Source organism: Caulobacter sp. FV1ye13L (assembly GCF_058681155.1).
In genome coordinates, this window is the sequence record NZ_CM178732.1 from 3,956,141 (window position 1) to 3,975,535 (window position 19,395).

Annotated in this window: 18 protein-coding genes; 16 read left to right on the plus strand and 2 right to left on the minus strand. The window is 66.6% G+C overall.

The window, feature by feature from the left end; genetic code table 11:
• From ACW176_RS19155 to ACW176_RS19190, 8 genes are all read left to right on the plus strand, one after another.
• The gene (locus ACW176_RS19155; protein WP_492110261.1) at positions 1-498 is read left to right on the plus strand and encodes a RidA family protein; all 498 of its coding nucleotides are present in this window, start codon (positions 1-3) and stop codon (positions 496-498) included.
• Positions 499-851: 353 nt separating this feature from the next.
• Complete coding sequence (purB, locus tag ACW176_RS19160) at positions 852-2,162, plus strand: adenylosuccinate lyase (RefSeq protein WP_492056919.1); 1,311 nt, start codon at positions 852-854, stop codon at positions 2,160-2,162.
• Between the two features lie 2 nt (positions 2,163-2,164).
• The gene (locus tag ACW176_RS19165; protein WP_492110262.1) at positions 2,165-2,905 is read left to right on the plus strand and encodes a 2OG-Fe(II) oxygenase; all 741 of its coding nucleotides are present in this window, start codon (positions 2,165-2,167) and stop codon (positions 2,903-2,905) included.
• The gene (locus ACW176_RS19170) at positions 2,895-3,398 is read left to right on the plus strand and encodes a DNA-deoxyinosine glycosylase (RefSeq protein WP_492110263.1); all 504 of its coding nucleotides are present in this window, start codon (positions 2,895-2,897) and stop codon (positions 3,396-3,398) included. Before ACW176_RS19165 ends, ACW176_RS19170 begins: the two co-directional genes overlap by 11 nt.
• Before the next feature lie 86 nt (positions 3,399-3,484).
• Positions 3,485-5,491, plus strand: a complete 2,007-nt coding sequence (locus ACW176_RS19175; RefSeq protein WP_492110264.1) for a M13 family metallopeptidase — start codon at positions 3,485-3,487, stop codon at positions 5,489-5,491.
• A 35-nt stretch (positions 5,492-5,526) separates the two neighbouring features.
• Positions 5,527-6,963 (plus strand): ethanolamine ammonia-lyase subunit EutB, encoded by a 1,437-nt coding sequence (locus tag ACW176_RS19180; protein ID WP_492110265.1) that lies wholly within the window; start codon positions 5,527-5,529, stop codon positions 6,961-6,963.
• On the plus strand, positions 6,960-7,748 hold the full coding sequence (gene eutC, locus ACW176_RS19185) for an ethanolamine ammonia-lyase subunit EutC (RefSeq protein ID WP_492110266.1): 789 nt from the start codon (positions 6,960-6,962) through the stop codon (positions 7,746-7,748). Before ACW176_RS19180 ends, eutC begins: the two co-directional genes overlap by 4 nt.
• Before the next feature lie 116 nt (positions 7,749-7,864).
• Positions 7,865-9,349, plus strand: coding sequence for an amino acid permease (locus ACW176_RS19190; RefSeq protein ID WP_492110267.1), 1,485 nt, complete (start codon positions 7,865-7,867; stop codon positions 9,347-9,349).
• 150 nt (positions 9,350-9,499) lie between these two features.
• Here the strand turns inward: ACW176_RS19190 and ACW176_RS19195 are convergent, their stop codons facing one another.
• Complete coding sequence (locus ACW176_RS19195; RefSeq protein WP_419320883.1) at positions 9,500-9,817, minus strand: DUF1476 domain-containing protein; 318 nt, start codon at positions 9,815-9,817, stop codon at positions 9,500-9,502.
• A gap of 286 nt (positions 9,818-10,103) precedes the next feature.
• Here ACW176_RS19195 and purC point away from each other — a divergent pair, with 286 nt between their 5' ends.
• The gene (purC, locus tag ACW176_RS19200; protein WP_419251917.1) at positions 10,104-10,862 is read left to right on the plus strand and encodes a phosphoribosylaminoimidazolesuccinocarboxamide synthase; all 759 of its coding nucleotides are present in this window, start codon (positions 10,104-10,106) and stop codon (positions 10,860-10,862) included.
• 166 nt (positions 10,863-11,028) lie between these two features.
• Positions 11,029-11,268 carry a phosphoribosylformylglycinamidine synthase subunit PurS gene (purS, locus tag ACW176_RS19205; protein ID WP_419320882.1) on the plus strand — a complete coding sequence of 80 codons (240 nt, stop codon included), beginning with the start codon at positions 11,029-11,031 and terminating at the stop codon, positions 11,266-11,268.
• Between the two features lie 11 nt (positions 11,269-11,279).
• On the opposite strand, the gene ACW176_RS19210 is transcribed toward purS, so the two are convergent.
• Positions 11,280-11,906: a TetR/AcrR family transcriptional regulator gene (locus tag ACW176_RS19210; RefSeq protein WP_419320881.1), complete on the minus strand. Its 627-nt coding sequence runs from the start codon at positions 11,904-11,906 to the stop codon at positions 11,280-11,282.
• 85 nt (positions 11,907-11,991) lie between these two features.
• Between ACW176_RS19210 and ACW176_RS19215 the strand changes: the two genes are divergently transcribed.
• The 6 genes from ACW176_RS19215 (at position 11,992) to ACW176_RS19240 (ending at position 19,318) form a co-directional block, all read left to right on the plus strand.
• Complete coding sequence (locus ACW176_RS19215) at positions 11,992-13,266, plus strand: cytochrome P450 (RefSeq protein WP_492110268.1); 1,275 nt, start codon at positions 11,992-11,994, stop codon at positions 13,264-13,266.
• Between the two features lie 4 nt (positions 13,267-13,270).
• Positions 13,271-13,450: a rubredoxin gene (locus tag ACW176_RS19220; RefSeq protein WP_419321430.1), complete on the plus strand. Its 180-nt coding sequence runs from the start codon at positions 13,271-13,273 to the stop codon at positions 13,448-13,450.
• Between the two features lie 364 nt (positions 13,451-13,814).
• Positions 13,815-14,513, plus strand: a complete 699-nt coding sequence (locus ACW176_RS19225; protein ID WP_492110269.1) for an NlpC/P60 family protein — start codon at positions 13,815-13,817, stop codon at positions 14,511-14,513.
• A gap of 76 nt (positions 14,514-14,589) precedes the next feature.
• Positions 14,590-15,252, plus strand: coding sequence for a phosphoribosylformylglycinamidine synthase subunit PurQ (gene purQ, locus ACW176_RS19230; protein WP_419320879.1), 663 nt, complete (start codon positions 14,590-14,592; stop codon positions 15,250-15,252).
• 80 nt (positions 15,253-15,332) lie between these two features.
• Entirely contained in the window at positions 15,333-17,276 is a 1,944-nt protein-coding gene (locus tag ACW176_RS19235) for a CocE/NonD family hydrolase (RefSeq protein ID WP_492110270.1), read from the plus strand.
• An 89-nt stretch (positions 17,277-17,365) separates the two neighbouring features.
• On the plus strand, positions 17,366-19,318 hold the full coding sequence (locus ACW176_RS19240; RefSeq protein ID WP_492110271.1) for a CocE/NonD family hydrolase: 1,953 nt from the start codon (positions 17,366-17,368) through the stop codon (positions 19,316-19,318).
• The last annotated feature ends 77 nt before the right edge of the window (positions 19,319-19,395 follow it).

Genomic DNA, 19,395 nt, shown 5'->3' on the forward strand with positions numbered 1-19,395 from the left:
ATGACCCGTTTCGCCACCCTCGCCGCCGGCCTCGCCCTGGCCGCCGGTCTCGCCGGCGCGGCATCCGCCCAGGACATCGTTCGCGGCGGCGACCCCAAGTCGGCCATCGCCAGCGTCGTCACCGTGCCGGCCGGCTATGACACGATCTATGTCAGCGGCATGACCCCGCCGATGATCGACCCCAAGGGCTCGCCGGCCCTGACCGCCACCTACGGCGACACCAAGACCCAGACCATGGGCGTGCTGGGCCGGATCGAAGCCGCTCTGAAGAGCCAAGGCGCCACCATGGGCGACGTCGTCATGATGCGCGTTCTGCTGGTCGGCGACCCGGCCAAGGAGGGCAAGATGGACTTCGCCGGCATGATGGAGGCCTACAAGACCTTCTTCGGCACCGCCGAGCAGCCCAACAAGCCCTCGCGCATCACCAGCCAGGTCGCGGGCCTGGTGGCCGGTGGCATGCTGGTCGAGATCGAGGTCCAGGCCGCCAAGAAGAAGTAAATCCGATAGAATCCACTCTCCCCGGCCAAGGCCAGGGCCAAGATTGATCCGGAAAGGGAGACAGGTTCGCGCCTGTCTCCCTTTTTCGGTCTTGCACGCTCGCGGGCTCGATCTGGGCCCCGGCCTTGGCCGGTAAGAGCGAAATCGTTGATGATTTCACCGAGATCCGAATTCATTTCCCTGACAACGTTGTCAAGTAATTCGAGCTGCGCTATACAGGCCATGCCCTTCCAGGGCGTTTCCTCCCAATGACTCGGCCGCCTTCTCCTCCTGGGAGGCGGCCGTCTTTTTGTCCGGCTTGCGCCGGCCATCATGCTTGACTCAAGCGACGGTCCGGCCGAAACGCCCCGTCCATGATCAGCCGCTACGCCCGCCCCGAAGCCGCCGCCATCTGGTCCAGCCAGACCAAGTACAAGATCTGGTTCGAGATCGAGGCCCACGCCGCCGACGCCATGGCCGAACTTGGGGTCATCCCCAAGCTGTCGGCCCAGACGATCTGGGAAAAGGGCCGCGACGCGGTCTGGGACAGCGACCGCATCGACGAGATCGAGCGCGTCACCAAGCACGACGTCATCGCCTTCCTGACCCACGTGTCGGAAATCGTCGGCCCCGAGGCCCGCTTCCTGCACCAGGGCATGACCAGCAGCGACGTGCTGGACACCTGTTTCGCCGTGCAGCTGTCGCGCTCGACCGATCTGCTGATCGAGGGCGTCGACCTGCTGCTGGCCGCCCTGAAGCGCCGGGCCCTTGAGCACAAGATGACCGTCTGCGTCGGCCGCAGCCATGGCATCCACGCCGAGCCGATCACCTTTGGCCTGAAGCTCGCCGGCTACTATGCCGAGTTCCAGCGCGCCAAGGAGCGCCTGGCGATGGCCAAGTTCGAAATCGCCACCTGCGCGATCTCCGGCGCCGTGGGCACCTTCGCCAATGTCGATCCGCGCGTCGAAGAGCACGTGGCCAAGATGATGGGCCTGACGGTCGAGCCCGTCTCGACCCAGGTCATCCCGCGCGACCGCCACGCGGCCTATTTCTGCGCCCTGGGCGTGGTCGCCTCGTCGATCGAGCGCCTGGCCACCGAGATCCGCCACCTGCAGCGCACCGAGGTGCTGGAGGCCGAGGAGCCGTTCGAGGTCGGTCAGAAGGGCTCGTCGGCCATGCCGCACAAGCGCAACCCGATCCTGACCGAGAACCTGACGGGCCTGGCCCGCCTGGTCCGCTCGGCCGTGACCCCGGCGCTGGAAAACGTCGCCCTCTGGCACGAGCGCGACATCAGCCACTCGTCGGTCGAGCGCGGCATCGGGCCGGACGCCACCGTCCACCTTGATTTCGCCCTGCGCCGCATGGCCAGCGTCATCGAGCGTTTCAACATCTATCCCGAGAACATGGCCAAGAACCTCGACAAGCTGGGGGGCCTGGTGTTCTCGCAGCGCGTCATGCTGGCCCTGACGCAAGAAGGTGTCAGCCGCGAGGACGCCTATGCCGCCGTGCAGGGCAACTCGATGAAGGTGTGGCGCGGCGAGGGTCGGTTCATCGACTTCCTCAAGGCCGACCCCGTGGTCTCCAAGGCCCTGTCGGACACCGTGCTCGAGGAGCTGTTCGACTACGGCTATCACACCAAGAACGTCGACGTGATCTTCAAGCGCGTGTTCGGCGAGCAGGGCTGACGATGACGGAAGCGCCGGTCCTTCGCCTCAATCCGGCGCTGGATCCGGCGGCCTTCGCGCAGGCCTATGCGCGCGACGGCGTCGTGCGCATTCCCGATGTGTTCGAGCCCGGAGTCGTCGACCGCCTGGCCGGCATTCTGGAACAGACCATCGACTGGGACGTGATCTGCTCCAACGAGACGGGCGGCGCCGAAATCCTCAGCCGCGCCCGCCGCGCGGAGCTCGGCCCCGACGCCGTGGCCGCCCGCTTCCATGCGGCGACGCTGCGGGCCCGCAGCGGGTTTGCCTACATCTATCTGGGCTATCCGATGATCAACGCCTTCGTTGAAGGCCGCGACCCCGGGCACCCGATCCACGCCCTGACGGCGTTCCTCAACAGTCCTGAATTCATCGCCCTCGGCGCCGCCGTCACCGGCGAGACGACCATCACCAAGGTCGACGCCCAGGCGACGCTCTATCGCCCCGCCGACTTCCTGACCCTGCATGACGACACCGGCGTCGGCGAGCGTCTGGCGGCCTACACCCTGGGCCTGACGCGCCAGTGGCGGCCCGACTGGGGCGGCCAGCTGCTGTTTCACGATGACGCCGGCGACGTCGAGCGCGGCTTCGCGCCGGCTTTCAATGTGCTGACACTGTTCAAGGTGCCGCGCAAACACTCGGTGGCGCCCGTCGCCCCCTATGCCGGCGCGCCGCGCCTGACCGTCACCGGCTGGCTGCGGAACGACCCGCCCAATGGCCGCTGAGCGCAAGAGAAGCTTCCCGCCGGTCGTCGACCAGAACACCCGCCTCCTGATCCTCGGCAGCCTGCCCGGCGAGGCCTCGCTGGCGGCGACGCAGTACTACGCTCACCCTCGCAACGCCTTCTGGCGATTGCTGGAGACGGTGCTGGATGCGCCGCTCGCGTCCCTGCCCTACGCAGATCGCCTGACGACACTCCAGTCACGCGGCGTGGGTTTGTGGGACGTCGTGGCCGAGGCCGAGCGGCGCGGCAGCCTGGACGCCGCTATCCTCAATCCCAGCGCCAACGACCTGCTAACTCTGGTGGAAACTCTGCCGGCCCTGCAGGCGGTGGCCTTCAACGGCGGCACGGCGGCGAAGCTTGGCTCGCGCTTGCTGGCGCCGATTTCAGGCAGACTGGTCTTGATCACCCTGCCCTCCTCGAGCCCGGCTCATGCGGCCCTGAGCCTCCAGGACAAGGCCGCGGCCTGGAGGGCGCTGAGCGAGCACCTCGCCTAAGCAACGTCGAACATTACAACCTTTTCATCTGCCTTACGGCCCCGCTTGGGGCAGCATCCCGCCTCCCTGGGGAGAGACTTCCAACCATGCGTAATCTTCTGCTGGCCGCGACCTCCGCGCTCGCCATGTCCGTCGCCGTTTCGGCTTCCGCCGCCGAACCCGCCAAGCCGATGTACGGCGCGTGGGGTGTCGATCTGACCGCGCGTGACACCACCGTCGCGCCCGGCGCCGACTTCAACCGGCACGCCAATGGCGCCTGGCAGGCCCGCACCGAGATCCCGGCCGACCAGGGCTCGGCCGGCGTCGGCTATGACGTGTTCAACCGCTCGCAGGACCAGCTGCGCACCCTGATCGAGACCGCCGACGCCTCGACCCAGATCGGCGGCCTGTACAAGAGCTTTATCAACGAGGCCCAGGTCGAGGCCGTCGACGACAAGCCGCTGAAGGCAGACCTCGCCAAGGTCGCCGCCCTGACCAGCAAGGCCGACTTCGCCCTGGCCATGGGCCGCGCCCACGGCGGGTTCGGCGCGGATATCTTCTCGCTGGACATCTATCCGGACGCCAAGACGCCCGAAATCAACACCATCTATGTCGGCCAGTCGGGCCTGGGCCTGCCGGACCGCGACTACTATCTGACCGACGGCTTCAAGCCGCAGCTGGCTGCCTACACCGCCTTCATCGAGCGCGCCCTGAAGATGGCCGGCTATGCCGACCCGGCCAAATCGGCTGCGGACGTGGTGGCCTTCGAGACCGCCATCGCCAAGGCCAGCTGGGCCGTCGCCGACCGTCGCGACATCGACAAAGTGTATAATCCGGTCTCGATCGTCGAGCTGAAGGCCTATGCCCCCAACTTCCCGTGGGCGGACTATCTGGCCGCCGCTGGCATGCCCGGTCTGACCAAGGTGGTGCTGGGCGAAAAGACCGCCGTACGCGACATCGCCAAGGCCTATGACGCTGCTTCGCTCGACACGCTGAAGGCCTGGCAGGCCTTCCACATCATCGAGGAGGCCTCGCCCTATCTGTCCAAGCGCTTCGTCGACAGCCGCTTTGAGTATGTGAAGGCTCTCAGCGGCCAGTCGGCCCTGCGTCCCCGATGGAAGCGCGGCGTCGGCCTGGTCGACAGCACCGTCGGCGAGGTCGTCGGTCAGACCTATGTGGCCAAGTACTTCCCGCCCTCGTCCAAGGCCCAGATGGTCGAGCTGATCGCCAATCTGAAGGCGGCGATGGCCAAGCGCATCGAGCAGTCGCCGTGGATGGCGGCGGCCACCAAGACCGAGGCCCAGACCAAGCTCTCCAAGATGAAGGTCATGGTCGGCTATCCCGACAAGTGGCGCGACTATTCGGGCCTGAAGATCGACGCCGCCGACCTCTATGGCAACGTTTCGCGCAGCCGCGCCTTCGAGTGGGCCTATGCCCTGAGCGACCTGGGCAAGCCCGTCGACGACGGCAAGTGGGCGATGACCCCGCAGACGGTCAACGCCTACAATGGCGGCCTGGAGAACAAGATCGTCTTCCCGGCCGGCATCCTGCAGGCGCCCTATTTCGATCCGGCCGCCGACCCCGCAGTGAACTATGGCGCCATCGGCGCGGTGATCGGCCACGAGATCAGCCACGGCTTCGACGACCAGGGCCGCAAGATCGACGCCAAGGGCGCCCTGCGCGACTGGTGGACGGCCGAGGACGCCAAACGCTTCGAGGCCCAGGCCGACATCCTGGGCAAGCAGTACGACCAGTACGAGCCGGTCCCCGGCGCCAAGATCAACGGCAAGCTGACCATGGGCGAGAACATCGCCGACCTGGCCGGCCTGCAGGTGGCCCTGGACGCCTATCACGCCTCGCTGGGCGGCAAGCCCGCGCCGGTGATCGACGGCATGAGCGGCGACCAGCGTCTGTTCCTGGCCTTCGCCCAATCGTGGCGCGCCAAGGAGCGCGATGACTCGCTGAAGCAGCAGATGGCGTCCGATCCGCACTCGCCGTCGAACTTCCGGGTCATCGGCCCGACGCGCAATGTCGACGAATGGTACGCGGCCTTCGGCGTGAAGGCCGGCGAGACCTACTATCTGGCGCCAGAGGCCCGCTCGCGCGTCTGGTAGCGCCGACTGATCAGCGTGACGGCAAGGGCGGGGGCGTGGCGATCACGCTCCCGCTTTTGTTTGTCGGCGGCGCGTTTGCAGGTCAGGCTGCGACCATGACCTATGCGCGCGCCGTGGCCGGAACGACCTATGCCTTCGACGGTCTGGCCGATGTAATGGCCAAGGCCTCGCCCCCGCGTTCGGGCGACATGCTGGCCGGGGTCGCGGCCAGCAGCGCCCAGCAGAATGTTGCCGCCAAGATGGTGCTGGCCGACACGCCGCTGAAGACCTTTCTGACCGAGGCCCTGGTCCCCTACGAGACCGACGAGGTCACCCGTCTGATCCTCGACGGCCACGACGCGGCCGCCTTCGCGCCGGTCGCCAGCCTGACGGTCGGAGCCTTCCGCGACTGGCTGCTATCGGACGCCGCCACACCCGCCGTTCTGGCCGCGCTCGCGCCGGGTCTGACGCCGGAGATGGTCGCCGCGGTCAGCAAGATCATGCGCAACCAGGACCTGATCCTGGCGGCCAGCAAGTGCCGGGTGACGACCAAGTTCCGCAACACCATCGGCCTGCCCGGGACCATGGCCGTGCGGCTGCAGCCCAATCACCCGACCGACGATCCGGCCGGGATCACCGCCTCGATCCTGGACGGCCTGCTCTATGGCTGCGGCGACGCGGTGATCGGCATCAATCCGGCCAGCGACAATCTCTCGGTACTGGGCGATCTGTCGCGGCTGATGGACGACCTGATCCAGAGGTTCGAGATCCCCACCCAGTCCTGCGTCCTGACCCACGTGACCAGCGCCATCGCCCTGATCGAGCGGGGCGCGCCGGTGGACCTGGTCTTCCAGTCGATCGCGGGGACGCAGGCCGCCAATGCCAGCTTCGGCGTCACCCTGGCCCTGCTGCGCGAAGGCCTGGACGCCGGACGCTCGCTGAAGCGCGGTACGGTCGGCGACAACGTCATGTATTTCGAGACCGGCCAGGGCTCGGCCCTGTCGGCCGGGGCGCATCACGGCGTCGATCAGCAGACGCTTGAGGCCAGGGCTTACGGCGTGGCCCGAGCCTTCGAGCCGCTGCTGGTCAACAGCGTGGTCGGCTTCATCGGCCCCGAATACCTCTATGACGGCAAGCAGATCATCCGGGCCGGTCTCGAGGACCACTTCTGCGGCAAGCTGCTGGGCGCGCCTCTGGGCGTGGACGTCTGCTACACCAACCACGCCGAGGCCGACCAGGACGACATGGACAGCCTGCTGACCCTGCTGGCCGCGGCGGGGGTCACCTTCATCATGGGTGTGCCGGGCGCCGACGACGTGATGCTGAACTACCAGTCGACCTCGTTCCACGACGCCCTCTATGTCCGCGAATTGCTGGGCCGCAGGCGCGCGCCGGAGTTCGAGGCCTGGCTGCTGCGCCTGAAGATCACCGGCGCCGACGGCCGCCTGACGCCGCCCTCGGCCGGCCACCCGCTGCTGACGGCCAGCGCATGAGCCGGCTGATTCCGCCCGATCCATGGACCGCCCTGCGCCGCCACACCCCCGCCCGCATCGCCCTTGGCCGCACGGGCGCCAGCCTGCCCACCCATGAGGTGCTGGCCTTCGCCCTGGCCCATGCCCAGGCCCGCGACGCGGTGCATACGCCGTTCGATATCCAGGCGGTGACCGAGGCCATCGCCGGCCTTGGCCTTGCGGTCCTGCCGGTCGAAAGCGCCGCGCCGGACCGCGCCACCTATCTGCGTCGGCCGGACCTGGGTCGGCAATTGTCAGAGGCCAGCCGCGCCTTGCTGGAGCACGCGCCGCGCAAGCCGGCCGATCTGGCCATCGTCGTCGCCGACGGCCTGTCCAGCACCGCCGTCCACGCCCACGCCGCGCCGCTGATCGCCGCCCTTCTGCCCCTGATCCGCGCCGAGGGCTGGAGCCTGTCGCCGGTGATTGTCGCCCATCAGGCGCGCGTGGCCCTGGGCGACGCGGTCGGCGAGCGACTGGGCGCGCGTCTGGTCCTGCTGCTGGTCGGCGAGCGGCCTGGCCTGTCGTCGCCCGACAGTCTGGGCGCCTATCTGACCTTCGCGCCCCGGGTGGGTCTGACCGACGCCGCCCGCAACTGCGTCTCCAACATCCGCGCCGAAGGACTCAGCTACGACGAGGCCGCCTTCAAGCTGGTCTGGCTGGCGCGCGAGGCCCTGCGCCAGGGACAGACGGGCGTGGCCCTAAAGGACGAGAGCGATACCGCTACCCTGCCCGTCGCCCGCAATTTGACCGACCCGCGTTTTCTCTGACCAAATAGTGCGCGACCGGACCGTGGCGGCTGGGCGATCGCCGCTGCGGGCTCGCCGCTGGCGCGACCGGCGCGCAGGCTCTGGTCACGGGGATAGTCCGGGACAGGGGAACCATGATGAGCGAACCATCAGCCGGCGGCGGCGTCAGCTACGAAAAGGTCGATGCGGCCTATTTCGACAAGCGCGGCCTCAAGCGCTATGCGGGCGTCTTCTCGCTGTGGGCGCTGGGCGTCGGGGCGGTGATCTCGGGCCAGTTCTCGGGCTGGAATCTCGGCATGGGCGTCGGCGGCTGGGGCGGCATGCTGGTGGCCACCCTGATCATCACCGTCATGTATCTGGGCCTGACCTTCTCGATCGCCGAAATGGCGGCAGCCCAGCCGCACACGGGCGGAGCCTATTCCTTCGCCCGCGCCGCGATGGGCCCCTGGGGTGGCTTCATCACCGGCCTGTGCGAGAACGTCGAATATGTGCTGACCGCCGCCGTGGTCTGCTTCTTCATCGGCAGCTATCTGGGCGGCATCTTCGAGACGCCGCCCTGGGCGCAGCCGCTCTACTGGGTGGGGGCCTATATCGTGTTTGTCGGCCTGAACGCCGGCGGCGTGGCGATGTCGTTCCGCTTCACGGTGTTCGTCACCCTGCTGGCCCTGGCCTGCCTGGTGGTGTTCTGGATCAGCGCCCTGCCCCATGCCGACTTCATGCGATACGCCCTCAATGTCGGCCCTGGCGGGGCCGAGCTGCCCGAGGGCCACGGACCGTTCCTGCCGGCCGGGATCGGCGGGGCGCTGGCCCAGCTGCCCTTCGCGGTCTGGCTGTTCCTGGCCATCGAGCAGCTGCCCCTGGCGGCCGAGGAATCCCACACGCCGGCGCGGGATCTGCCCAAGGGCATCATCCTGGGCATGCTGACCCTGATCGTCTCGGCCCTGCTGGTGCTGTGGCTGAATTCGTCGATTCCCGCCGGGACCTTCGCCCTGTCCAAGTCCGGCGAGCCGATCCTCGACGGCTTCCGCGCCATCTATGGCGGCGGAGCCCTGGCCAAGGTGCTGGCGGCGGTGGCGGTAGCAGGGCTGATCGCCAGCTTCCACGCCATCATCTTCGCCTATGGCCGCCAGATCTATTCGCTGTCGCGGGCCGGCTACTTCCCGCGCGCCCTGTCGGTGACCCATGGCGAGCGCAAGACGCCAGAGCTCGCCCTGATCGCCGGTTCGCTGGCCGGCCTGCTGGTCATGCTGGTGGTGTGGTTCAGCCTGGGCGCCGAAAAGGGCGCCGCGGCGATCGGCGGCACGCTGCTGAACATGGCGGTGTTCGGGGCCATGCTGTCCTACGTCGCACAGGGCGCATCGTTCATCCTGCTGCGCCGGAAATTCCCGGACATGGAACGGCCCTACAAGAGCCGGTTCGGCGTCACCGGCGCGGCCCTGACGGTGATCATCTCGCTGGTCACCATCGTCTATCAGCTGAAAGATCCAATCTATCGGACCGGCGTCATCGGCGTGGCGATCTGGTTCGCGATCGGCATCGCCTATTTCGCCGCCGTCGGTCGCAAGAAGCTGGTGCTGTCCCCTGAGGAAGCCTTCGCCCTCAACGGCGGCAAGAACGCCTAGGGTCTCCGCGCGGCGTGAAACGTCTGTCGGATCGGAAACGGCGCCGGGCTTCCACGTCCGGCGTCACGCCCTGCCGGCCGCATGGAAGGCAAAGAAAAGGGCCGCCCCGACGGGCGACCCTTGTTCGTTCGGCCTAGACCGGCGCTGATTTCAGGCGCCCGTCTTGATCTGCTCGCGGGCCTGGGCCAGCAGCTCGTCCATCTTCATGCGCACTTCGCTCTCGGACACCGAGACGCCCGAGCCCTTGAGATCGCCCGAAACCTTGCGCAGCACATCCTCGTCGCCGGGCTGTTCGAAGTCCGACTTCACGACGGCGCGTGCATATTCCTCGACCGTGGCGAGGCCCATCAGGCCAGCGGCCCATTCGCCCAGCAGGCGGTTGCGGCGCGCGGTCGCCTTGAACTCGAGGTCCTGGTCCAGAACGAACTTGCGTTCGAAACCCTGTTCGCGATCGTCGAAAGTGGTCATGAAGGCCCCAAATGCGTCTAAGGCGGCTGTCTATCCCGTGACGGGCCAACTCGCAATCGGCGGATACGCCGCAGCCTTCGCTTTACGCCCAAAGACCTGAACGGAAGCTGACCCCCCAGGTTTGCGCGCCCGCCCTCATTCAGATAAGTTCCACCTGACATTTTCAGTGAGCGGCCTTGAGTCGAACGCCGCGCGCAGCTATCCGGCCGCGCGCGCTTTTCGTTTCTTCGGACACCCCCGGATCAGGGGGCGCGCTTCGCATCCATGAAGGGCCTCGACGAGAGCCATGACGACCCGCCGCAAGAAGATCTACGAAGGCAAGGCGAAGATCCTGTACGAGGGCCCCGAGCCCGGTACGCTGATCCAGTACTTCAAGGATGACGCCACGGCGTTCAACGGCGAGAAGAAGGCCCAGCTGGAAGGCAAGGGCGTGATCAACAACCGGATCAGCGAGTACGTCATGACTCGCCTGAACGGCATCGGCGTGCAGAACCACTTCATCCGCCGCCTGAACCTGCGCGAGCAGTTGATCAAGGAAGTCGAGATCATCCCGCTCGAGGTGGTGGTGCGCAACATCGCCGCCGGCTCGATCGCCACGCGCCTGGGCCTGCCCGAGGGCCAGGCCCTGCCGCGCTCGATCATCGAGTTCTACTACAAGGACGACAAGCTCAACGACCCGATGGTGTCGGAAGAGCACATCACGGCGTTCAACTGGGCGGCCACCCAGGAGATCGACGACATGATGGCCATGGCCCTGCGGGTGAACGACTATCTGTCGGGCCTGTTCAGCGGCGTCGGCATCACGCTGGTCGACTTCAAGATCGAGTTTGGCCGCATCTACGAAGGCGATTTCAGCCGCGTGATCCTGGCTGACGAAATCAGCCCCGACAGCTGCCGCCTGTGGGACAGCCAGACCAACGAGAAGCTGGACAAGGACCGCTTCCGTCGCGATCTGGGCAATGTCATCGAGAGCTATACCGAGGTGGCCCGCCGCCTGGGTATCATGAAGGAAATGCCCACCGTCATTCAGGGCGGCATGCATTAGCCTATTGGAACCTTCTCCCAGAGGGAGAAGGAGGGGCCCGCGCCGCAGGCGTGGGAGGATGAGGGGTTAAACCCTCTCCGGTTGACCCCGTAACCCCTCACCCTCCCATGCTCCGCATGGGCCCCTCCCTCTCCCTATGGGAGAGGGTCGAAGAAGGTCGAACTTGATGAAAGCCAAGGTCCAAGTGTTCCTCAAGCCCGGCGTCCTCGACGTTCAGGGCAAGGCGGTCGAGAACGCCCTGCATGGTCTGGGCTGGACTGACGTTCAGAACGTCCGCGTCGGTCGCACCATCGAGTTCGACGTGGCCGACGGCGACGCCGAGAAGGCCAAGGCCGAGGTCAAGGCGATGTGCGACAAGCTGCTCGCCAATACCGTGATCGAAAGCTACGCGATCTCGCTCGACTAGCCTTCAGCGCCTCAGGCGCTGAAGCTGACCCTGAGGGTCGCCAAGCTGGTTTCCCGGATCGGTTCCAGATCGAGGCCGGGATCTACCAGCATCTGGGTGCTGAGCCCCAGCAGCAGGGCGCCGACCATCAGGGCGGCCGCGTCGGCGTTCAGCCCCTCGCGGATCACGCCTTCGGCCTGCCCCCTCAGGAACATGGCCTCCAGACGGGTCTCGACTTCCTTGTGCACGGCGGCGAACGGTCCGCGCAGATCCGAGACCTCGGCCACCGCCCCGGCCATCAGCACGAAATAGGCGCGCATCTCGCCGTCCTCCGCCAGGTTGCGCAGGTAGATGTCCACGAACCCTAGGATCGCTTCCAGGCCGTTGGCGCAGTCCAGCTGGTGGTCGGCCAGCAGATCCTGCAGCCGCACCTGAAGCCTGACGATCAGCGCCTCGATCAGCCCCTGCTTGGACCCGAACTTCTGGGTCGCCAGCCCGCGGCTGTAGCCCGCCCTCGCCCCGATGTTCTCGAAGGTGGCGGCCGCCATGCCGCGTTCCAGGATCAGCTCGGCCGCCGCGCGCAGCAGCTCGCTCTCCGACTGCTGGCGCCGATCGGACTGGCTGCGGCGAACAAGCGGAACCTTAAGGGCGGATGTCATCTTGCGGAGGTTATTTATTTGTTGGACAACTAGCAAATACAAAGGCGGCCACAGAGCCGCTCCCGGAGGTTCCAGGAGTTCGCGCATGACCATTCCCGTTGATATCGCAAACACCATCGTCGACCCAAAGGCCTATGCCGACGGCGACCGCATCGACCAGGCCTTCGCGCGGCTGCGTCGCGAGAGCCCCCTGGAGGTGGCCCAGCCCGACGGCTTCGACCCCTTCTGGGTGGTCACCCGCCATGCCGACATCCTGGAGGTCGAGCGCCAGAACGAGCTGTTCCACAACGGCGACCGCGCGACGATCGTCACCACCATTGAGGCCGACCAGAAGGTGCGCGCCATGATGGGCGGCTCGCCGCACCTGGTCCGTTCGCTGGTCCAGATGGATAATCCCGACCACTTCGCCTACCGCCGCGTGACCCAGGGCTCGCTGCTGCCGCAGAACCTGCGATCGCTGGAAGCGCGGATCCGCGAGATCGCCCGTAGCTTCATCGACCGCATGGCCGCCCAGGGCGATCGCTGCGACTTCGCCCGCGACGTGGCCTTCCTCTATCCGCTGCACGTGATCATGGAGGTTCTGGGCGTGCCCGAGGCCGACGAGCCGCGCATGCTGAAACTGACGCAGGAGCTGTTCGGCAGCGCCGACCCCGATCTGAACCGCGACGGCAAGGTCGCGACCGACGTCAACGAGGGCATCGACAGCCTGCAGTCGGTGATCATGGACTTCATGATGTATTTCAACGCGATGACCGAGGATCGTCGGGCCAATCCGCGCGAGGATCTGGCCAGCATCATCGCCAATGGCAAGGTCAATGGCGAGCCGATGGGCCACCTGGAAGCGATGAGCTACTACATCATCGCCGCCACGGCGGGGCACGACACCACCTCCTCGACCACCGCCGGCGCCATGTGGGCCCTGGCCGAGAACCCCGACCAGTTCGCCCGCATCAAGAATGATCCCAGCCTGATCCCGGGCCTGGTCGAGGAGTCGATCCGCTGGGTGACGCCGGTGAAGCATTTCATGCGCACCGCCACCGCCGACGCCGAACTGGCCGGCCGCAAGATCGCCAAGGGCGACTGGCTGATGCTGTCCTACCCGTCGGGCAACCGCGACGAGTCGGTGTTCGAGGACCCCTTCAGCTTCCGCATCGACCGCACGCCCAACAAGCACGTGGCCTTCGGCTACGGCGCCCATGTGTGCCTGGGCCAGCACCTGGCGCGGATGGAGATGCGCGTGCTGTGGGAAGAGCTGCTGGCCCGCGTCGACAGCGTCGAGCTGGATGGTCAGCCCACCCGGATGACCGCCAATTTCGTCTGCGGCCCCAAGGCGGTGCCGATCCGCTTCAAGATGCACTGAGGCGATCATGAGCGAGCCCTTCAAGGTCTGGCAGTGCCGAACCTGCGGCTACATCTATGACGAGGCCGAGGGCGATCCGGGCGAAGGCCTGGCGCCGGGGACCCGGTGGGCGGATCTGCCCGCCCACTGGATCTGCCCGCTGTGCGGCACGCCCAAGTCGGACTTCGACATGATCGAACTCTGACGTTTTTGGCCCAAGTCCCTTCCCGGCCGCGCCAGGAAGGGCGAATGCGGCGCCTAATACCAAGCGCCGCTGAGCTCGACTCCTCGCGCTCTATATCCTCGTCACCCCGGGACTTGTTCCCGGGGCCCATTGTGCAACCGCAGGTGCGGCGCAGAATAGAACTCTCACGAGGAAGCTGACCCATGGGCCCCGGGAACAAGTCCCGGGGTGACGGCGTATTTTCAGATTTGGACCCTCTGAGGTCAGGATCAACGGCCGTTGGTATAAAGCGCCGCGCGCCGCCCGGGACCCACTGCGTCAGGGACTCGACTTACACACGCTGAACGAGCACATTACATCGAACACTGTTCGCTGGGGGGCTCGTATGACCATTCTGGACATTCAAAAGGCTCTGGCCGCCAAGGGATTTGACCCCGGCGCCCTGGACGGAGCCTGGGGTCGCCGCACGGCGGCGGCGGTGCGCGCCTTTCAGACCAGCAAGGGCCTGCTGGCCGACGGCGTCGTCGGACCCAAGACCGCCAAGGCCCTGCTGCCCGACGCCAAGTCCGAAAAGGACAGCCTGGAGGACGTCACCCTCGTCTGGTTCCAGGAAGCCCGTCGCCTGATGGGCCTGCGCGAGACTGCGGGCCCGGGCTCGAACGCCACGCTCCTCGACTGGGCCGACAAGCTGGGCATCGACTATGACTCCGACGACATTCCCTGGTGCGGGCTGTTCATCGCCCATTGCATCGGCGCCACCCTGACCACCGAACCCCTGCCCAACAATCCGCTGGGCGCGCGCAACTGGATGAAGTTCGGCGGCCCCTGCACCCCACGCCCGGGCGCGGTGATGGTGTTCTGGCGCGGAAGCCGGGAGGGGTGGCAGGGCCATGTGGCCCTGTATGTCGGCGAGGACTCCAAGGCCTATCACGTGCTCGGCGGCAATCAGGCCGACAGCGTCTGCATCACGCGCATCGCCAAGGATCGCCTTCTGGGCGCCCGCTGGCCCGCGACTGTGCCGCTGAGCAAGGCAGGCCTACGCAAGGTGTCGGCGACCGGCGTCCTGTCGAAAAACGAAGCCTGACCCGCGTCCGATCTTGCGGCGTTTCTGGCGAAGGATGCGCTGACAGGCGGCGCGAACGGTGCTACAGGCCCGCGCCATGAAAGCCGCCGTCATCGTCTTCCCAGGGTCCAACTGCGACCGCGATTGCAAGGTCGCCATCGAGCGCTCCGCCGGAGCCCGCGTCGAGATGGTCTGGCACCAGGAAACCTCCCTGCCCGACGACCTCGACCTGGTCGTTCTGCCCGGCGGTTTCTCCTATGGCGACTATCTGCGCTGCGGCGCGATGGCGGCTCAAAGCCCGGTCATGAAGGCGGTCGTCAAGGCCGCTGATGACGGCATGGCCGTGGTCGGCATCTGCAATGGCTTCCAGGTGCTGTGCGAGGCTGGCCTGCTGCCCGGCGCCCTGCTGCGCAACGAGAAGCTGAAATATATCTGCAAGCCGGTCGAGCTGGAGATCGTCAACAGCCAGACCCGCTTCACCGCCGAGTTCGGCGAGCAGCGCGAGGCGGTGATGACCGTCGGCAATGGCGAGGGCAACTTCTTCGCCGACGAAGAGACGTTGGACCGGCTCGAGGGCGAAGGCCAGGTGGTCTTCCGCTACAAGGACAATCCCAACGGCTCGGCCCGCGATATCGCCGGCATCGTCAACGCCAAGGGCAACGTCCTGGGCCTGATGCCCCACCCCGACCGGTCATTCGACGCCGACCTGGGCTCGGAAGACGGCGCGATCCTGTTCCGCAGCGTGTTCGCCAGCGCCTGAAGCTCTCCGCGATCGCATCTTGGCGATCGCAGAAAACAGGTGTCATCCTGCCCGCGCCTATAGGGCTCGGGGGATGTCTGATGAAAACTGTTTTGACGCTGGTCGCGGCGAGCTTGCTGCTGGCCGGTCCAGCCTTCTCGCGTCAGCAAGCGCCAGCGCCCGGCCTGGCCAGCGAAACCCCCGCCGTCTTCAAGCCCAATCTCGACCGCCTGAACTATGAACGGCGCGAGGTGATGATCCCCATGCGGGATGGCGTGAAGCTGCACACCGTCATCCTGGTGCCCAAGGGGGCCAGCCACGCCGCGATCCTGCTGACCCGAACGCCCTATGACGCCTCGGCGATGACCGCGATCACCCCCGGCGTCAGCATGGCCAACGCCATCGACGGCTATGATCATCCGGTCGATGTCGTGATCGAGGGCGGCTATATCCGCGTCGTCCAGGACGTGCGCGGCAAGTATGGCTCGGAAGGCGACTATGTGATGAACCGGCCCCTGAAGGGCCCGCTCAACCCCACCGAGGTCGACCACGCCACCGACACCTGGGACACCATCGACTGGCTGATCAAGAACACCCCCGAGACCAACGGCAAGGTCGGGATTCTGGGTATTTCCTATGACGGCTTCACCACCCTGCAGGCCCTGTTCAACCCGCACCCCGCCCTGAAGGTGGCCGTGCCGATGAACCCGATGGTCGACGGCTGGAAGGGCGACGACTGGTTCCACAACGGCGCCTTCCGCCAGCAGAACATGCCCTACATGTACGAGCAGGTCGGCACGCGGAAGAACGAGGAGCGCTGGAACTCCGGCGTCCATGACGACTACGACCTCTATATGCGGGCCGGATCGGTCGGCGAGCTGGGCCGCCAGATGGGCCTGCAGCAGATCGGCTTCTGGGAGAAGCTTCTGGCCCATCCGGCCTATGACGCCTTCTGGAGCGGCCAGGCCGTCGACAAACTTCTGGCCAGGGAGCCGCTGAAGGTGCCGGTGATGCTGGTACACGGCCTTTGGGACCAGGAGGACATCTACGGCGCGCCGGCGGTCTACAAGGTCCTCGAGCCCAAGGACGTGGGCAACGACAAGGTGTTCCTGGTGATGGGCCCCTGGAACCATGGCCAGCAGATCCACGAAGCCTCAAGCCTGGGCGCCATCAAGTTCAACGCCGACACCGGCCTGCAATTTCGCCAGGACGTGCTGGCCCCCTTCCTGGCCCACTATCTGAAGGACGACGCCCCGCCCATGGACGTGGCGCCCGTCACCGCCTTCGAGACCGGAACCAACCGCTGGCGCAAGCTGGACGCCTGGCCCTCGGGCTGCGCCAAGGGCTGCGCGACGACCGCCACGCCGCTCTATCTGCAGGCCGGCGGCAAGGCGGGCTTCGCCGCGCCCAAGACCGGCGAGGCCGCCAGCGACAGCTATGTCTCCGATCCCGCCAAGCCCGTGCCCTATCGGGCCCGTCCCAGCCAGCCGACCGGCTATGAGCCGCCCCTGACCTGGACCCAGTGGCTGGTCGACGACCAGCGCGAGGCCTCGGGCCGCACCGACGTGCTGACCTATACGACCGAGGTCCTGACGGCGCCGGTGAAGATCAGCGGCGAGCCGACGGTCAATCTGGTGGCCGCCACGACGGGCACAGACGGCGACTTCGTGGTCAAGCTGATCGACGTCTATCCTGATGAAGTCGCAGCCACCCCCGAGATGGGCGGCTATCAGTTGCCGGTGTCGATGGACATCCTGCGCGGCCGCTATCGCGAGGGCTTCGAGACGGCAAAGCCGATCAAGGCCAACGCGCCCCTGACCTATCGCTTCGCCCTGCCCACCACCAACCACGTGTTCCTGCCGGGCCACCGGATCATGGTGCAGGTCCAGTCCAGCTGGTTCCCGCTGTATGACCGCAACCCGCAGACCTTCACGCCCAACATCTTCCTGGCCAAGCCGTCCGACTATGTGAAGGCGACGCAGACGGTGTTCCACGCGGCGGACAAGGCCAGCTTCGTTGAACTGCCGGTGGTGAAGGCCAAATAGGCGGGCAGCCGCGGGGTCAAGCCAGATCTCGGGCGTAGCGCCCGGCGCCGAGCGCTCCTAGGGTGCTGCCACCCTAGGGAGTTCTGATCATGAGTCTTGCCTTGTCCCTGCGCGCCGGCCTGCTGGCCGCCGCCGCCCTGACGGTCTTCGCCGCCGCCGCCGCCCACGCCCAGACTGCGGCCCAAGCTGCAGCGATGACGCCGGACATCGACGGCAAGTACGTCGCCGCCAAGGTCGGCTTCGACTACGACAAGCGCGTGGTGATGGTCCCCATGCGCGACGGGACCAAGCTCTACACCGTCATCGTGATCCCCAAGGGCGGCAAAGGCCTGCCGATCATGATGACGCGCACGCCCTACAACGCCGCCAAGCGGGCCACGCGCAACGAAAGCCCGCGCATGATCTCGACCCTGCCCCAGGGCGACGAGCCGTTCGTGGCCGACGGCGGCTATATCCGCGTCTTCCAGGATGTGCGCGGCAAGTACGGCTCGGAGGGCGACTATGTGATGACGCGGCCGCTGAAGGGGCCGCTGAATTCCTCCGAGGTCGACCACTCGACCGACGCCTATGACACCATCGACTGGCTGGTGAAGAACGTGCCCGAGACCAACGGCAAGGTCGGCATGCTGGGCAGTTCCTATGAGGGCTTCACGGTGGTGATGGCCCTGGTCAATCCGCACCCGGCCCTCAAGGTCGCCGCCCCGATGAGCCCGATGATCGATGGCTGGATGGGCGACGACTGGTTCCACCACGGCGCGTTCCGTCAGCCCAATTTCGACTTCTTCGCCAGCCAGACCACCGCGCGCGGCGCGGCCGACGATGTGGTCCGTCCGGGCTATGACGACTATGAAAACTTCCGCCGCGCCGGTTCGGCCGGCGACTACGCCAGGCTGAACGGCCTGGAGGGCCTGCCCTGGTGGAAGAAGATGGTCGAGAACACGGCCTACACGCCCTTCTGGAGCGAGCAGGCCCTCGACAAGACCATGGCCAAGACCCCGCTGAACGTGCCGGTCATGTGGATCCAGGGCCTGTGGGACCAGGAAGACATGTGGGGCGGCGTCCACGCCTATGCCGCCACCGAGCCCAAGGATACGGCCAACGACAAGAGTTACCTGGTCCTGGGCCCCTGGCGGCACAGCCAGGTCAATTACGAGGGCTACAACCTGGGCCCGTTCAAGTGGGACGGCGACACCGCCCTGCAGTTCCGCCGCGACACGCTCAAGCCATTTTTCGACCAGTACCTGAAGGACGGCGCGCCCAAGGCCGACACGCCACCGGTGCTGATCTACAACACCGGCGCCAATCACTGGGACAGGTTCAAGAGCTGGCCGCTGGCCTGTGAGAGCAACTGTCAGTCCAGGTCCAAGCCGCTGTACCTGGCGCCGAACGGCGGCCTGTCCTTCACCGCCCCGGCGGCGGCCAAGGGCGCGGCGGCCTTTGACGAATATGTCTCCGATCCGGCCAAGCCGGTGCCCTACCTGCCCCGCCCCGTGCGCTTCGCGGACGGCGATCGGTGGAAATCATGGCTGGTTACCGATCAGCGCGCCTTCGCCGATCGCACGGATGTGCTGACCTACACGACCGAGCCGCTGGACAAGCCCGTGACCATCGCCGGGGTGCCCAAGGTCAATCTGATGGCCTCGACCAGCGGCACCGACAGCGACTGGGTGGTCAAGCTGATCGATGTCTATCCCGACGAGGTTCCCAGCCAGCCCGAACTGGGCGGCTACCAGCTGGCCGTGGGCATGGACATCTTCCGTGGCCGCTATCGCGAGAGCTTCAGCGATCCCAAGGCGATCAAGGCGAACACGCCTTTGAAGTACCAGTTCATCCTGCCGACCGCGAACCACACCTTCAAGCCGGGCCACAGGATCATGGTGCAGGTGCAGTCCAGCTGGTTCCCGCTCTATGACCGCAACCCGCAGACCTTCGTGCCCAACATCCTGCTGGCCAAGCCGGCTGACTATGTGAAGGCGACCCAGCGAGTGTTCCACGCCGGGGATACGGCCAGCTTCATCGAGCTGCCGGTGGTGGAGAAGTAGCGACGGCTCAGTAAAAGGGCCGGCGAACGATCGCCGGCCCTGCACTTGGCGGTAGCGGGGTGTCGCGTCAGCGGTCG

Excerpts from the sequence above, each read along its gene's own strand:
- ACW176_RS19155 (WP_492110261.1), top strand. The coding sequence starts at position 1 with ATGACCCGTTTCGCCACCCTCGCCGCCGGCCTCGCCCTGGCCGCCGGT.
- purB (WP_492056919.1), top strand. The coding sequence starts at position 852 with ATGATCAGCCGCTACGCCCGCCCCGAAGCCGCCGCCATCTGGTCCAGC.
- ACW176_RS19165 (WP_492110262.1), top strand. The coding sequence starts at position 2,165 with ATGACGGAAGCGCCGGTCCTTCGCCTCAATCCGGCGCTGGATCCGGCG.
- ACW176_RS19170 (WP_492110263.1), top strand. The coding sequence starts at position 2,895 with ATGGCCGCTGAGCGCAAGAGAAGCTTCCCGCCGGTCGTCGACCAGAAC.
- ACW176_RS19175 (WP_492110264.1), top strand. The coding sequence starts at position 3,485 with ATGCGTAATCTTCTGCTGGCCGCGACCTCCGCGCTCGCCATGTCCGTC.
- eutC (WP_492110266.1), top strand. The coding sequence starts at position 6,960 with ATGAGCCGGCTGATTCCGCCCGATCCATGGACCGCCCTGCGCCGCCAC.
- ACW176_RS19190 (WP_492110267.1), top strand. The coding sequence starts at position 7,865 with ATGAGCGAACCATCAGCCGGCGGCGGCGTCAGCTACGAAAAGGTCGAT.
- ACW176_RS19195 (WP_419320883.1), bottom strand. The coding sequence starts at position 9,817 with ATGACCACTTTCGACGATCGCGAACAGGGTTTCGAACGCAAGTTCGTT.
- purC (WP_419251917.1), top strand. The coding sequence starts at position 10,104 with ATGACGACCCGCCGCAAGAAGATCTACGAAGGCAAGGCGAAGATCCTG.
- purS (WP_419320882.1), top strand. The coding sequence starts at position 11,029 with ATGAAAGCCAAGGTCCAAGTGTTCCTCAAGCCCGGCGTCCTCGACGTT.
- ACW176_RS19210 (WP_419320881.1), bottom strand. The coding sequence starts at position 11,906 with ATGACATCCGCCCTTAAGGTTCCGCTTGTTCGCCGCAGCCAGTCCGAT.
- ACW176_RS19215 (WP_492110268.1), top strand. The coding sequence starts at position 11,992 with ATGACCATTCCCGTTGATATCGCAAACACCATCGTCGACCCAAAGGCC.
- ACW176_RS19225 (WP_492110269.1), top strand. The coding sequence starts at position 13,815 with ATGACCATTCTGGACATTCAAAAGGCTCTGGCCGCCAAGGGATTTGAC.
- purQ (WP_419320879.1), top strand. The coding sequence starts at position 14,590 with ATGAAAGCCGCCGTCATCGTCTTCCCAGGGTCCAACTGCGACCGCGAT.
- ACW176_RS19235 (WP_492110270.1), top strand. The coding sequence starts at position 15,333 with ATGAAAACTGTTTTGACGCTGGTCGCGGCGAGCTTGCTGCTGGCCGGT.
- ACW176_RS19240 (WP_492110271.1), top strand. The coding sequence starts at position 17,366 with ATGAGTCTTGCCTTGTCCCTGCGCGCCGGCCTGCTGGCCGCCGCCGCC.